The sequence below is a fragment of the Ramlibacter sp. WS9 genome, from assembly GCF_003797765.1.
Lineage (GTDB): Bacteria > Pseudomonadota > Gammaproteobacteria > Burkholderiales > Burkholderiaceae_C > Ramlibacter.
The window spans coordinates 1-13,504 of record NZ_RKMB01000055.1 but is presented as its reverse complement, the minus strand read 5'-3'; the positions used below and the strand labels follow the sequence as shown (position 1 = coordinate 13,504).

Here is a 13,504-nt window from a genome sequence, read left to right as displayed (position 1 = left end):
GGGGGGGGCGGTGCTCATTTTGCGGAAGTCAGGAGCGAGAGTTTAGGGCCGAGCGGGCCTGGCTCACAAGCGCTTCGAGCATGAGCCCGGCGTTGAAAGGGTGCTCGACGGTTCGCGCCGTGCGTGCCAGCTCCCGCGACCAGCTGCTGAGCGACGCGAAGGAAGCGGGCGGTGGAAGGTCTGTGGCTTGAAAGAAACGCGGCGCCGCGCCGGCCTTCACCGCCAGCAGGTCGTGGCAGAGCTTCTGCAGGGCATCCACCGCCTGGGCCGGGGCCCAATTGGCGAGGGCGGCGCTGTCGCCGCGCGCCACGGCCTTGGGCAGCAGCGACCAGATCTTCGGGTCGCCGCCGGCGTTGGCATAGGCGAGCGCATCTTCCGGTCGGCCACCCGCCGCGCGAAGCAATGCAGACGCATCGACCGGCTTCACGCCTTCCTGTTCGAGCCACGCCAGGGCCTCGGCTTCGCTCGGCCATGCCATGGTGTGCGTGAGGCAGCGGCTGCGAATGGTGGGCAGCAGCTGGTGCGCGGCCTCGCTGGCCAACACGAAACGCAAATCCCCGGCCGGCTCTTCCAGTGTCTTGAGCAGCGTGTTGGCCGTGACGTGGTTCATGCGCTCGGCGGGATAGACCAGCACCACCTTGCCGCGCCCTCGCCCACTGGTGCGTTGCGCGAATTCGACCGCGTCGCGCATGGCCTCGACCCGGATCTCCTTGCTGGGCTTGCGCTTCTTGTCGTCGATGTCCGCCTGGGCCTTCTCGGGCAGCGGCCAGCCCAGCTCGATCATGATGGTTTCGGGCATCAGCACGCACAAGTCGGTGTGCGCATGGACGTCGAACGCGTGGCAACTGGCGCATGAGCCGCAGGCGCCTTCCGGCGTCGGCTGGTCGCACAGCCAGCCGCGCGCGAGCTCGACGGCCAAGGTGTATTGGCCGAGGCCCGAAGCGCCCTGCAGCAGCCAGGCATGGCCGCGCTGTGCCAGCAACTGGCGGCTTTGCGCTGCAAGCCAGGGCGGGCGCGCCGTCATGGGAGCCATCCCTTGCGGCGGATGGCTGCGAGAACGTCGGCCCACACCGCCTCGCGCGCCTGGTCTGCATCGATGCGGGCAAACCGGGCCGGGTCTTGCGCCACCCGTTGGTCATAGCCGTGGGCCACCCGGGCAAAAAACTCGGTCGGCTGCGATTCGAACTTGTCGGGCACACGCGCACCCGCGAGGCGCTGCGCCGCAATGGCCGGGTCGAGGTCGAACAGCAGCGTGATGTCGGGCTGGCGCAGGCCGCGCGTTGGTTTCGATTGAACCCATTGTTCGAGTTGCGCCAACACTTCCCAGTCGAAGCCGCGCCCTCCCCCCTGGTACGCGAAGGTGGCGTCGGTGAAGCGGTCGCACAGCACGACGTCACCGCGGGCCAACGCGGGTTCGATCACTTGCGCCAGGTGGTCGCGCCGCGCCGCGAACATCAGCAGCGCCTCGGTGAGCGGGTCCATCGGGTCGTTCAGCGCGAGCGTGCGCAGCTTCTCGGCCAGCGGGGTCCCGCCCGGCTCTCGGGTGACTGTCACCGCCCTGCCCTGTTCCTGGAAAGCTTTCGCCAGGCCTTCGACATGGCTGGACTTGCCGGCGCCGTCGATGCCTTCGAAGCTGATGAACAGGGCCTGGGTCATGGTGCGCTCATTGCCCACGCTGGTATTTGTTGACGGCGCGGTTGTGCTCGTCGAGGCTGGCGCTGAACTGGCTGCTGCCATCGCCCCGCGCGACGAAATACAAGGCCTTGCTGGGCGCCGGCTGCACGGCAGCCAGCAGCGATGGCTTGCCCGGCATGGCGATGGGTGTGGGGGGCAGGCCGCCGCGCGTGTAGGTGTTCCACGGCGTGTCGGCCTGCAAGTCCTTCTTGCGCAGGTTGCCGTCGAAAGCAGCGCCCAGGCCGTAGATCACGGTCGGGTCGGTCTGCAGCGGCATGCCCACGCGCAGGCGGTTGCTGAACACAGAGGCGACCATCGTGCGGTCGGCGGCTTTGCCGGTTTCTTTTTCGATGATGCTGGCCAGGATCAGCGCTTCGTCCGGCGTCTTCACAACAGCATCGGGCGCGCGCTGGGCCCACGCCGCGGCCAGGCGTTTCTCCATCGCTCGCAAGGCGCGACGGAGCACCGCGACATCGCTCGAACCTTTGGCATAGGTGTACGTGTCGGGAAAGAACCGCCCCTCCGGATGCACGCCGGGCTTGCCCAGCAGGTTCATCACGGCCTCGTCGGTGAGGCCCTTGGTCTCGGGCTTGAGAACCTCTTCTTTCAGCAGGGCGGCCCGCACCTGGCGAAAGTTCCAGCCTTCGACCAGCGTCACGGCACGCAGCGTCTCTTCGCCCCGCGCGAGCTTGGCGAGCAAGCGGTGCGGGGTGATGCCGGTTTCCAGCTCGTAGCTGCCCGCCTTGATCAGCCGATCCTGCCCGGAAAAGCGAAACCACAGGTAAAGCAGGTCGGTATTGACGTCGACGCCCGCATCTTTGACCGCCTGGGCGACGCCGCGCGGCAGGGTGCCTGCCTCGATCGACAGGTCCACCGTCGGCGCGGAGAGCGGCAAGGGCTGGTAGACCCACCACAAGGCCCAACCGCCGGCGCCCAAAACGGCCAGGGCGCCCAGCAGGAAAACCGTCAACAGGAATCGCTTCAACGACTGTCCCTATGCCAAGGAGTGAATTGGACCGACGATGATAATTCACGCATGACCCACACACTGAGCGGTGTAACACCCCTGCCCCACCTCGGCATCATCCGCGTCGAAGGAGATGACGCGGCCACTTTCCTCCAAGGCCAATTGACGCATGACTTCGTGCTGCTGGGCCCGCTGGAGGCGCGCCTGGCTGCGTACTGCACAGCCAAGGGCCGAATACAGGCGAGCTTCATCGGCATCAAGCGCGGCCCCGCGGACATCCTCCTCGTCTGTAGCCGCGACATCCTGCCGGCGACGCTGAAGCGCCTGTCGATGTTCGTGCTGCGGGCCAAGGCCAAGCTGCGTGACGCAAGCGCCGAATTCGACCTGTGGGGGCTGGCCGGGCAGGCTGCGCAAGACGCGGCGCCGGGTGAGCAAACGCCATGGTCGCGCGCCGATCAGGGTGATGCGAGCATCGTGCGGCTGTACCCGGCGGATGGCCAGCCGCGCAGCCTCTGGATCGCGCCCGCCAGTGCGCCCGCCCCGGCAGGCACCGCCATCGACCATGGCGCCTGGCTGTGGGGTGAAGTCCGCAGCGGCATCGCCACCGTCACCACGCCCATCGTCGAAGCGTTCGTGCCGCAGATGCTCAATTACGAATCCGTGGGCGGCGTCAATTTCAAGAAGGGCTGCTACCCGGGGCAGGAAGTCGTGGCCCGCAGCCAGTTCCGCGGCACGCTCAAGCGCAGGGCGTATCTGGCCCACGCGGCATTGCGCCTGGAGGCCGGCCAGGAGGTCTTTCACGAATCAGATTCCGGCCAGCCCTGCGGCCTCGTCGCGCAGGCCGCTGCCACGCCGGGTGGCGGCTGGGACGCGATCGTGTCGATCCAGATCAGCGCATCGAATGGCGGCACGCTTACCGCCGGCAGCCCGCAAGGCCCGGCCCTCGCGCTGCAGCCGCCGCCTTACCCTTTGCTGGCCGACGTCTGAGCCGGTGATGAGGCTGGTGATGCGGCCGGCGCCGCATCCGTGAATCCGAGCTTGGGCCAGTAGCCGACAGGGATCCGCGGCAACAGGCTGCGGCGCTGCGCTTCCGGGACAGCGGCCATGGCCTGCCTGAATGCCACGAGCGCCTTGTCCGCGTCCTTGGCGTCGATGGCGTACATGTTGCCGAGCTGGATGGACCCGTCCACGGCCGTCTGCGGCCACCCGGCTGAGCGCAGCTGGATCATCTGGGCCGCGAAATCGAAGTCGCGCGCCCGCGCGGCCAGCCAGAAGGCCGCGTTGGCCAGGTCGTAGTCCACGATCTTTTCCGCGATCGCTGCGCGGGCAAGCTCCAACGCGCGCGCCTCCTGGCCGGAGCGGCTGAGCAAGATCACCTCCAGCGAACGCACGGCGGGCGCGCGCGGCTGGATCTTCTTGGCCTTTTCCATGAATTGCAGCGCCCGCGGCATGTCGCCCATGGACGTGTAGCCGCGCGCCACGTTGGCCATGATGGCCACCACGTTCGGCCGCGACGACAGCACGCTCTCCCAGATCCACGTCGCGTTCTTCCAGTCGCCCCAGCGCGCCAGTTCGTCGGCCACGATCGGCGTGATCTTGCGGTAATGCGGATTCATGTCCACGCCCTCGCGGATCAGCCGCAACATCTCGGCCTTGCTCGCGTTCCACTTGGTGTTGTTGGGATCGCCCGATGCGGAGATGGTCAGCGCGATCTTCGCCGCCGACACGATCCGGTGTTCGCTCTCGGCCGCCAGGCGGGTGATGTACGCGGCGAGCAGCAGGCAGCACAACGCAACCACCGCCAGTGAACGAGAAAGCACCGGGCTCCAGGGGAGCTTGACCGTGGTCCAGCGCGCCATCGCGCCCAGGCGCGCGTCGGAAGCGGCCAATCCCGCGAGGCACAGGGCGAACAATGCGCCTGTCGTCGCCATGCGCCATGGGAACCCGACATTGCTCACGATCATGAGCGCGAGCAGGCTGCAGAGGAACACTGCTCGCCAGGGCGCTTCGGCCTGAGCCTGCGCCCCCGCGCCCCGCAGCGTGCGCCACGCGGCATGAAGAAGGTAGCCTGCGAGGGCCAGCAGGAACAGCCATCCGACCAAGCCGTACTCGGCCAGGAGCTGCAGGAACTCGTTGTGGACGTAGTAATCGGTCTCGAGCTGCGCGCCTTCTTCCTGGTACAAGGGGATATCGCTTTCCCACGCACCCGCGCCCACACCCGACAGCGGTCGCTGCTGGATCACGCGGGCGGTGGCCTTCCACATGACCATGCGGATGCCCAATGAGGGGTCGTCGGGCGAGATCGAGCCGGTGCGTTTGAACCCGCGCTCCAGCGCCGTGACGCCGCGGCCCTCTTCCACGATGCTCCGGTCGCCGGTGGGGATCCAGCCTAGGCCGAGCACGGTGCCGATCAATACACCAGCGGCCAGCGCGCGATGGCTGCGCTTCCAGTTCCGGAACTCCAGCTGCGTGCGGCAGAACCACGCGATGAAGGGCAGCACCACGAGCAGTTGCAGCCACAGCGCGATCAGCGCGCTTCGGGTGCCCGTCATCAGGATGGCCACGATGACCAGACCCGTCGTGGCCGCCAGCAATGCGATCCGTGCGCTTTGGCGCGCCTGCGCCAGCAGCAGCGCCGAGAACGGCAAGGTGCAAACCGCGAACTCCGCGAAGAAGTTGCGATTGACGAAGGTCGACGCCGGGTGCGGGCCCTGGGGGAAGAACCGCCAGTCGATCCAGAACTGAAGCACGGCCCACAAAGACGCGAACACCGCGCCGAGGTGGATGCCATGCGCCAGCATCGGCAGGCGGTCGCGCGCAAGGCTGTTGATGCCCAGCCACAGCAGCACCGCGAAGATGAACCAGCGCACCGCCTCCACGCCGCCGAGGTAAGTGTGCGACCAGGCCATGCTGCCGAAGGCGTAAGCCATCAGCAGCAGCGGCAGCCACACAATGCCGTGCCAGCGCAAAGGCTCGCGGCGCTCGCGCTGCTGCCACAAGAACAGCAGGGCCGCACCCAGCACCGCGAAAGCGACGACGATGGACTTGAGGGTGTCTTGCAGCATGAGCTCGTTGGGCACACCCATGGCCGGCGCGAGCAACATCATCAGCGCGAAGATCGCCACCAAGGCCGCGCCGCCGGCCTCCGCCTGCATTGGCCCCGGCGATCCGGCGGCACGGCCGGCCACCACGCTTGCCGGCCCGTCTGCGGGCGCAGCGACCGGCGCCGCGTCACCACGGTTACGCTTTTTCTTGGCCATGGGGTGCGGTCAGAGCGGCCCGAGGGTCCGCGCCATCTCGATGTGCGCAATGCCCGCTTCGTCGAACGGCGCGCCGCGCGGAACAAACCCGAGGCCAAGATAGAACGTCTGCGCGCTGCTCTGCGCATGCAGCATGGCTTCGTAGTCGCCGCGGTTTGCAGCCACATCCATCAAGGCTTTGAGCACCTGCTTGCCCACACCCGATCCGCGCAGCGCGCGGTGCACCGCCATGCGGCCGATGCGCGCCACACCCGGCACCTGCTGAAGCAGCCTGCCGGTGGCAAGGGGCTGGCCCAGGCGGTTGTAGGCCACCGCGTGGATCGCCGTCTGGTCGCCATCGTCCCATTCCATGTCGGCCGGGATGCGCTGTTCGTCGACGAACACTTCCGTACGGATGCGCGCCGCGTCGTGGCCCAGGTCCTGCCAGCGGCCGGTCTTGACTTCCACCATTTCCTCGCCGGCTTCAAAGCCCGTGAGCACGTCGCGCAGCGGCTGCGGCACGGCCTGGGAACTTTGGGTGGCCGGGTCGGCGAAAACGTAAATGAGCTCGCCCGTGATGAGCAGTTCGTCACCGCGGAAGATGGCCCCCACAAAGGTCATCGACGAGTTGCCGATCCGGGCGCACTTCATGCCGATGTCGAGCCGGTCGTCCATCCGCGCCGATGCGTTGAACTCCACAGTCGCCTTCTTCACGTACAGGTCGCCGCCCAACAGATGCATGGCCTCTACGTACGGCAGGGCCAGCGCCCGCCAGTAGTCGGTCACCGCGGTGTCGAAGTACATCAGGTAGTGCGCGTTGAACACGATCTTCTGCATGTCCACTTCGGCCCAGCGCACGCGCAGGCGGTGAAAGAATCGGAAATCTTTTCGGTTCATGGCTTCTGGGGCTCGAGGGCGCCTGCCAGGGCCCGGGCGGCGTCGGCATGGGCCTGCCGGGCTTCGGGGATGGCGCGCCCCATCTTGATGAATTCATGGGTGACGCCGCGATAGATTTCAAGGTCCACCGCGACGCCGGCAGCCCGCAGTTTATCCGCGTAGGCAAGGCCGTCGTCCACCAGTGGGTCGCATTCGGCCAGGCCGAACCACGCGGGCGCCACGCCTTCCGCGTCCGGCGCGTTGAGCGGCGCGAACCGCCAATCCTCCCGCGACTCGCGAGGAATGTACTGGTCGAAGAACCAGTCGATGTGGGGTTGCTCCAGCACCAGGCCGTGGCCGAAGCGCTGGTGCGACGGCGCGGCCGGCCAGGCCGCGCAGCCCGGGTAGAAGAGCAACTGCAACGCCAGGCGCAAACCCGCGTCGCGGGCCATCAGTGCACAGACCGCGGCCAATGTCCCGCCGGCGCTGTCGCCGCCGACAGCGATGCGCGCAGCATCGATGCCCAGGCCGCGCCCGTGGGCTGCAAGCCATTGCAGGGCATCCCAGGCATCGTCGACCGCGACCGGGAAGCGATGTTCGGGCGCCAGCCGGTAGTCCAGCGACACCACGGCACAGCCGGACAAACGGCTCAGCTCCCTGCAGAGGATGTCGTGCGACGCAACACTACCGATGGTGAATCCGCCGCCGTGAAAGTACAGCAGCACGGGCAGCACGGCATCGCTGGGCGCATACAGCCGTGCCGGCAGCTGGACGCCGTCGCGCGCGGGGATGGTGAGATCTTCCACCCTCGCGAGCGTCGCCTTGGGGACTTCCAGCACGCCCGCGCCCGCTTCGTAGCTCGCCTTCGCGGCGGCCGGGCTGAGCGTGTACGCAGGGGGATAGCCCGCGCGGGCCATGCGTTCCAGGGCCGATCGCATGGCCGGGGTGAGCTGCGGGTATTCCGGCAGGAATGTCTTCAAGGGTCTCTCGGCTGCCGTTAAAGTGATGGATTCCATCGTACCTCGGGCAAGACCATGGCTTTCATCTACTACCTCACGCAAATCCAGTTCGACTTTGGCGCCGTGAAGCTGCTCAAGCAGGAATGCGACCGCGTCGGCATCACCCGTCCGCTGATCGTCACCGATGCGGGCGTCAAGGCCGCGGGCGTGCTGCAAAAGGCATTGGACGCCCTGCCCGGCATGCCGGTGGCGGTTTTCGACCAGACGCCGTCCAACCCGACCGAAGCCGCCGTGCGCGCCGCTGTGGAGGTGTACAAGGCCAACGGCTGCGACGGGCTCATCGCCGTGGGCGGCGGCTCGGCGATCGACTGCGCCAAGGGCGTCGCGATTGCGGCCACGCACGACGGCCCGCTCACGCACTACGCCACCATCGAAGGCGGCTCGCCGCGTATCACCGAGAAAGCCGCACCGCTGATCGCCGTGCCGACGACGAGCGGCACGGGCAGCGAAGTGGCGCGCGGCGCGATCATCATCGTGGACGACCACCGCAAGCTGGGCTTCCATTCCTGGCACATCCTCCCTAAGGCTGCGATCTGCGATCCGGAACTCACGCTCGGCCTGCCGCCGAAATTGACAGCCGCGACCGGCATGGACGCCATCGCGCACTGCATGGAAACCTTCATGGCACCCGCCATCAACCCGCCTGCGGACGGCATCGGTCTGGACGGGCTGGAGCGCGGCTGGGCCAACATCGAGCGCGCCACAAAGGACGGCAGCGACCGCGACGCCCGCTTCAACCTGATGAGTGCTTCGATGCAGGGCGCCATGGCTTTCCAGAAAGGGCTGGGCTGCGTTCATTCGCTCAGCCACAGCCTGGGCGGCGTCGACCCGCGCCTGCATCACGGCACCCTCAACGCGATGTTCCTGCCGGCCGTAGTGCGTTTCAACGCCGAGGCGGAGTCGGTCAAGAAGGAGCGCCGGCTAGAGCGCATGGCGCACGCGATGGGCCTTCAGTCTGCCGGTGACATTCCCGAGGCGATCAAAGACATGAACGCCCGTCTCGGCCTGCCCACCGGCCTTGCCGCGATGGGTGTGCAGCGCGAAATGTTCGACAACATCATCAAGGGCGCGCTGGCCGACCACTGCCACAAGACCAACCCGCGCATCGCGACGGCGCAGGACTACGAGGAAATGCTGGCCGCTTCGTTGTAGGGCGTGGCGGGTGCGCGCCGCCCGATCGTCCATCGTTTGCCCCAGCGGCGGACAGGCGCTTCGAACCACCGCTCGCTCGCGATGGCGCCTGCGCAGCTGGCCGCCAACACACTGGCCCAGATCCACCAGCGCGTGGCGAACGGCAAGTCCTTCGCTTCGGCAAAGCCCAGCTGCGGCAGCGCGAACCACACGAAGCTGAAAAAGAGGATGGGGTGCAGCAGGTAGCAGCCGTACGTGATGTCGCCTAGCCACTGCGCGACGCGCTTGGAGCGGCCGTTGACGTCCACCTGACCGCTTGCGAACACCGCGGCGAAGCACAGCAGGAACAGAGACGGCCCGCGCCAGCCGAACAACTCGTCGCCCGCCTCTTGTGGATTCAGCGCCAGCAGCACCAACGCCGTCACGAGCCACACCACCACACCCGCGGAAAGTGGTGCGTGCAGCGTGTGCGTTCTGCGCCAGTGCCCGATGACGCAGCCGCCGAAGAAGTACGCCACGAACGCGGGCAGCTGGTGGTACGCGATCGAACTCGCCAGGTAGCCGGCATCGGAACCCACGGTGCGCTGGACCCACCACCATTGAACCGCACACAGGGCCACACCCAGCAGCGCGCTCGCCAACACCCGCGGCACCACCGGCAGCAGGAAGGGGAACGCGAGGTAGTAGATGAACTCGATGCCCAGTGACCAGCCGCCGATCAACAGGGCCCAGATCACGGGGTCGTGCGCGCCGAAAAGGAATGTCGCGTTGAGCGACAGGCGCAACGGCAGAAGGTCGAGCCACTGGCCGTTGCGCAGGGAGATCAGCCCGACGAACACCAGGCACAAGAGCAGATACAACGGCGCCAGCCGCAGCCACCGCGTGAAGAGGAATGCGGCAGCATCACCCGCGCTTCGCACCTTGCCGCTGTAGTTGTACGCGAGGCTCGCACCGGACAGCACGAAGAACAGGTACACACCGTATGTGCCCAGGGTGTGGAAGTGGGCCAGGTCCTGCCACGACAGCAGGTGGTACGACGCGACGGCCAGCGCGCACAGCCCACGCAGCACGTCCCAGCCCAGCACGCGGTCCAACGAACGCTCCGGCGCAGGCACCGGCGCCGAGGTCAAAGTGCTTCCACCCGGGCCATGTCGGGCCGTTCCAGCCATTGCGCAAATTCATCGGCCAGTTGGCGGCTCGCGGACACGGCGGCGTTCCACGCGTTGACGCGAGCCTGAAGATTCGTGCCGAAGCGCGGAAAGTCCGTCCGGTCCGGCAGCTTGCCGCCGGGCAACTGCTTCACCCACTGCGGATCGGGCGCCAGCACCACGGTGTTGTCCAGGAAATGCGTGGACCCATGCCGCCACTTGAGGCCCTTGTCGAGCCAGCCGGGCACGACCGCCTTCTGGAAATGCGGATACAGCACCAGCCCCTGCGCCATGCGTGCGTTGTAGTTCAGGTGCAGGTGGTAGTCGGTGATGCCGCCGTCCCAATAGGCGCCCGGTGGCGCGCCGGGAATGTTGTGGATCGCCTCCAGCACGAAAGGGATCGAGCAGCTGGCCTGCAGCGCCGCGTTGAAGTTGGCCTCACTCAACGCCACCTGGCGCGTGCGGTAGTCGGCCGTGGCGAATGGCAATGCCGCCGCCGTGCCCTCGCTCGCGCTGGAGAACACCACGCGTTCCAGCCACGCGCCCATCGCCTTGCGATGCACGGCATTCGTCATGAAAGCGCCGAGGTAGCCCAAGGGCGTGCGCAATTTGTGTTCGCGCCCGAGAACATGGCGCCCACGTGAGGTGACGACGTGCAAGCGGTAGCGTGGATGCGCCAGCACTTCACCGACGCGTCCGCCGTAGAACGATTGCAGGTTCTGCCCGAACCGCTCGCTGACGTGGGCGGCCGTCGGCGTCTTGCGCCCTGGCTCCAGCTCGTAGTCTTGAGAGATGTAGTCGCGTTCCAGGCGTTCGAAGGCCGCATTCGGGTCGTTCAGGCAAGCCGTCGCCATGCGCCACGCGCCGATGGACGCGCCGACCAAGTGCACTTCATGATGGGAAGACGCCAGCCAATCGCCGAAGATGAATCGATCCAGCGGGCCGAGCACCAGCCCCTTGGGGCCACCTGCCGCACCGGGGACGACGCCAACGTGGTGAGGCTTCAGCCCTTCGCGTTCGATGTGCTGCCGGGCCTTGGGGCCGGCATAGATGCGAAGGGCTGTCATGCCCTATTTTCGCAGGCCCTGCAGCTTGGCGAATGCACCCGCCATCGCCGTGTTCGCCTGTGATGGGTTCTGCGGTGCGCGCTGGCCGCGGCCGGCGCCCTCGAAGCGGTTGTCGCGCGGCCCGTCGCGCCTTGTGGGTGCGTCACCGAGCTTCATCGAAAGCCCGATGCGTTTGCGGGCCACGTCCACTTCCATCACCTTGACTTTGACGATGTCGCCGGTCTTCACCACTTCGCGGGCGTCATTGACGAATTTGTGCGACAGCTGGCTCACGTGGACCAAACCGTCCTGGTGCACGCCCAGGTCGACGAAGGCGCCGAACGCCGCGACGTTGCTCACCGTGCCCTCGAGCACCATGCCTTCGCGCAAATCCGCGATGTCCTCGACGCCATCGTTGAAACGCGCCACCTTGAAGTCGGGGCGCGGGTCACGGCCGGGCTTTTCCAGTTCGACCAGGATGTCCTTCACGGTGATGACGCCGAACTTTTCGTTGGCGAACAGTTCGGGCTTCAAGGTCTTGAGCATCTCCGCGCGGCCCATCAGCTCGGCCACCGGTTTGCCGGTGGTGGCCATCATCTTCTCGACCACGGGGTACGTTTCCGGGTGCACGCCGGTCATGTCGAGCGGGTTGTCGCCGCCGCGGATGCGCAGGAAACCCGCACTCTGCTCGAATGTCTTGGCGCCCAGGCCGCTCACTTCCATGAGTTGCTGGCGGCTCTTGAAGGCGCCGTGCGCCTCGCGCCAGCGCACCACCGCTTTGGCAACGCTTCCCGAAAGGCCTGACACGCGCGACAGCAGCGGAACGCTGGCCGTGTTGAGATCGACGCCGACCGAGTTCACGCAATCCTCCACCACCGCGTCCAGCATGCGCGCCAACTCGCTCTGGTTCACGTCATGCTGGTACTGGCCTACGCCAATGGACTTGGGATCGATCTTCACCAGTTCGGCCAGCGGGTCCTGCAGCCGCCGCGCGATGCTGGCCGCGCCGCGCAGGCTCACGTCGACGTCAGGCATTTCCTGCGACGCGAATTCGCTCGCGGAATAGACCGAGGCGCCGGCCTCGCTCACCACGACGCGCTGGATCTTGTCGTCGTCCAAGCGCTTCATCAGGTCGGCGGCGAGCTTGTCGGTTTCGCGGCTGGCCGTGCCGTTGCCGATGGCGATCAGATTGACGCCGTGCTTGCGCGCCAACAGGCCCAGCTGATGGAGCGAGCCTTCCCAGTCGCGGCGCGGCTCGTGCGGGTAGACCGTGGATGTGTCGACGAGCTTGCCCGTGCCATCGACCACCGCCACCTTCACGCCAGTGCGGATGCCGGGGTCCAGGCCCATCACGACGCGTGGCCCCGCCGGTGCGGCGAGCAGCAGGTCGCGCAGGTTGTCCGCGAACACCTTGATCGCCACCTTTTCCGCGTCTTCGCGCAAGCGCGTGAACAGGTCGCGTTCGGTGGACAGGGACAGCTTCACGCGCCATGTCCAGGCAACGCACTTGCGGATCAGGTCGTCCGCCGGGCGGCCCTGGTGGCTCCAGCCCAGGCGCAAGGCGATCTTGCCTTCGGCGATCGACGGCTTGCCGGGCTCCGGTTCCACCGGCAACGCCAGTTTCGCGTCGAGAATTTCCAGTTGCCGGCCGCGGAAGACCGCCAAAGCGCGGTGCGAGGGCACGCGACCGACCGGCTCGTCGTAGTCGAAATAGTCGCGGAACTTCGCGACGTCCGGATGGTTTTCGTCTTTGCCGGCCGCCAGCTTGGACTTGAACAGGCCCTCGCTCCACAGCCATTCGCGCAGGTTCTGAACCAGCGCCGGATCTTCGGCCCAGCGCTCGGACAGGATGTCGCGCACGCCGTCCAGCACCGCGGGCACGGTGGTGAAGTCTTCACCGCCCTCGCCCTTTTCGGCTTTCACGAAAGCCTGCGCTTCGTCGCTCGGGTTGAGGCGCGGATCGGCAAACAGCTTGTCCGCGAGCGGCTCGATGCCGGATTCGCGCGCGATCTGGCCTTTGGTTCTGCGCTTCGGCTTGTACGGCAGGTACAGATCTTCCACTTCCTGCTTGGTGGGCGCCGCTTCAATGGCGGCGCGTAGCTCGGGTGTCAGCTTGCCCTGCTCTTCGATGCTCTTGAGCACCGCCTCTCGCCGGTCTTCCAGCTCGCGCAGGTAACCCAGCCGCGCTTCGATCTCACGCAGGTGGATGTCGTCCAGGCCGCCGGTGGCCTCTTTGCGGTAGCGGGCAACGAAAGGCACCGTGGCGCCGCCATCCAGAAGGTCCACGGCCGCCTGGACCTGGTGTTCCTGAACGCGGATTTCGGCAGCGATCTGCCGGATGATTTTTTTCATGTTTGGGGTGGGACTGCGAAGGGGGAGAGGGCGACGCCCGAGGGGGCATCGG

11 protein-coding genes are annotated in these 13,504 nt (G+C 67.0%); 2 read left to right on the top strand and 9 right to left on the bottom strand.

The window, feature by feature from the left end:
- Positions 1-28: 28 nt before the first annotated feature.
- From EEB15_RS32340 to mltG, 3 genes are read right to left on the bottom strand one after another with little or no spacing between them, the layout of a single operon-like run.
- A complete protein-coding gene (locus EEB15_RS32340; RefSeq protein WP_141514109.1) occupies positions 29-1,024 on the bottom strand; it encodes a DNA polymerase III subunit delta' in 996 nt (331 codons plus the stop codon).
- Entirely contained in the window at positions 1,021-1,656 is a 636-nt protein-coding gene (gene tmk, locus EEB15_RS32335; protein ID WP_141514108.1) for a dTMP kinase, read from the bottom strand. Before tmk ends, EEB15_RS32340 begins: the two co-directional genes overlap by 4 nt.
- A gap of 7 nt (positions 1,657-1,663) precedes the next feature.
- Entirely contained in the window at positions 1,664-2,659 is a 996-nt protein-coding gene (gene mltG / locus EEB15_RS32330; RefSeq protein WP_141514107.1) for an endolytic transglycosylase MltG, read from the bottom strand.
- Positions 2,660-2,710: 51 nt separating this feature from the next.
- Between mltG and EEB15_RS32325 the strand changes: the two genes are divergently transcribed.
- Entirely contained in the window at positions 2,711-3,628 is a 918-nt protein-coding gene (locus EEB15_RS32325) for a folate-binding protein YgfZ (RefSeq protein ID WP_141514106.1), read from the top strand.
- On the opposite strand, the gene EEB15_RS32320 is transcribed toward EEB15_RS32325, so the two are convergent.
- The 3 genes from EEB15_RS32320 to EEB15_RS32310 are packed head-to-tail and all read right to left on the bottom strand — an operon-like array spanning position 3,604 to position 7,694.
- The gene (locus EEB15_RS32320; RefSeq protein WP_141514105.1) at positions 3,604-5,901 is read right to left on the bottom strand and encodes an O-antigen ligase family protein; all 2,298 of its coding nucleotides are present in this window, start codon (positions 5,899-5,901) and stop codon (positions 3,604-3,606) included. The genes EEB15_RS32325 and EEB15_RS32320 overlap by 25 nt on opposite strands.
- A 9-nt stretch (positions 5,902-5,910) precedes the next feature.
- Positions 5,911-6,777: a YbgC/FadM family acyl-CoA thioesterase gene (locus EEB15_RS32315; RefSeq protein WP_141514104.1), complete on the bottom strand. Its 867-nt coding sequence runs from the start codon at positions 6,775-6,777 to the stop codon at positions 5,911-5,913.
- On the bottom strand, positions 6,774-7,694 hold the full coding sequence (locus tag EEB15_RS32310; protein ID WP_141514110.1) for an alpha/beta hydrolase: 921 nt from the start codon (positions 7,692-7,694) through the stop codon (positions 6,774-6,776). Before EEB15_RS32310 ends, EEB15_RS32315 begins: the two co-directional genes overlap by 4 nt.
- Before the next feature lie 96 nt (positions 7,695-7,790).
- Here EEB15_RS32310 and EEB15_RS32305 point away from each other — a divergent pair, with 96 nt between their 5' ends.
- Positions 7,791-8,927 (top strand): iron-containing alcohol dehydrogenase, encoded by a 1,137-nt coding sequence (locus tag EEB15_RS32305; RefSeq protein ID WP_141514103.1) that lies wholly within the window; start codon positions 7,791-7,793, stop codon positions 8,925-8,927.
- Here EEB15_RS32305 and EEB15_RS32300 read toward each other — a convergent pair.
- From EEB15_RS32300 to EEB15_RS32290, 3 genes are read right to left on the bottom strand one after another with little or no spacing between them, the layout of a single operon-like run.
- Entirely contained in the window at positions 8,897-10,036 is a 1,140-nt protein-coding gene (locus EEB15_RS32300) for an acyltransferase (protein ID WP_158290299.1), read from the bottom strand. The genes EEB15_RS32305 and EEB15_RS32300 overlap by 31 nt on opposite strands.
- The gene (locus tag EEB15_RS32295) at positions 10,033-11,121 is read right to left on the bottom strand and encodes a patatin-like phospholipase family protein (protein ID WP_141514101.1); all 1,089 of its coding nucleotides are present in this window, start codon (positions 11,119-11,121) and stop codon (positions 10,033-10,035) included. The genes EEB15_RS32300 and EEB15_RS32295 overlap by 4 nt, the downstream gene beginning before the upstream one ends.
- A gap of 3 nt (positions 11,122-11,124) precedes the next feature.
- Positions 11,125-13,452, bottom strand: a complete 2,328-nt coding sequence (locus EEB15_RS32290; RefSeq protein WP_141514100.1) for a Tex family protein — start codon at positions 13,450-13,452, stop codon at positions 11,125-11,127.
- Positions 13,453-13,504 lie beyond the last annotated feature (52 nt).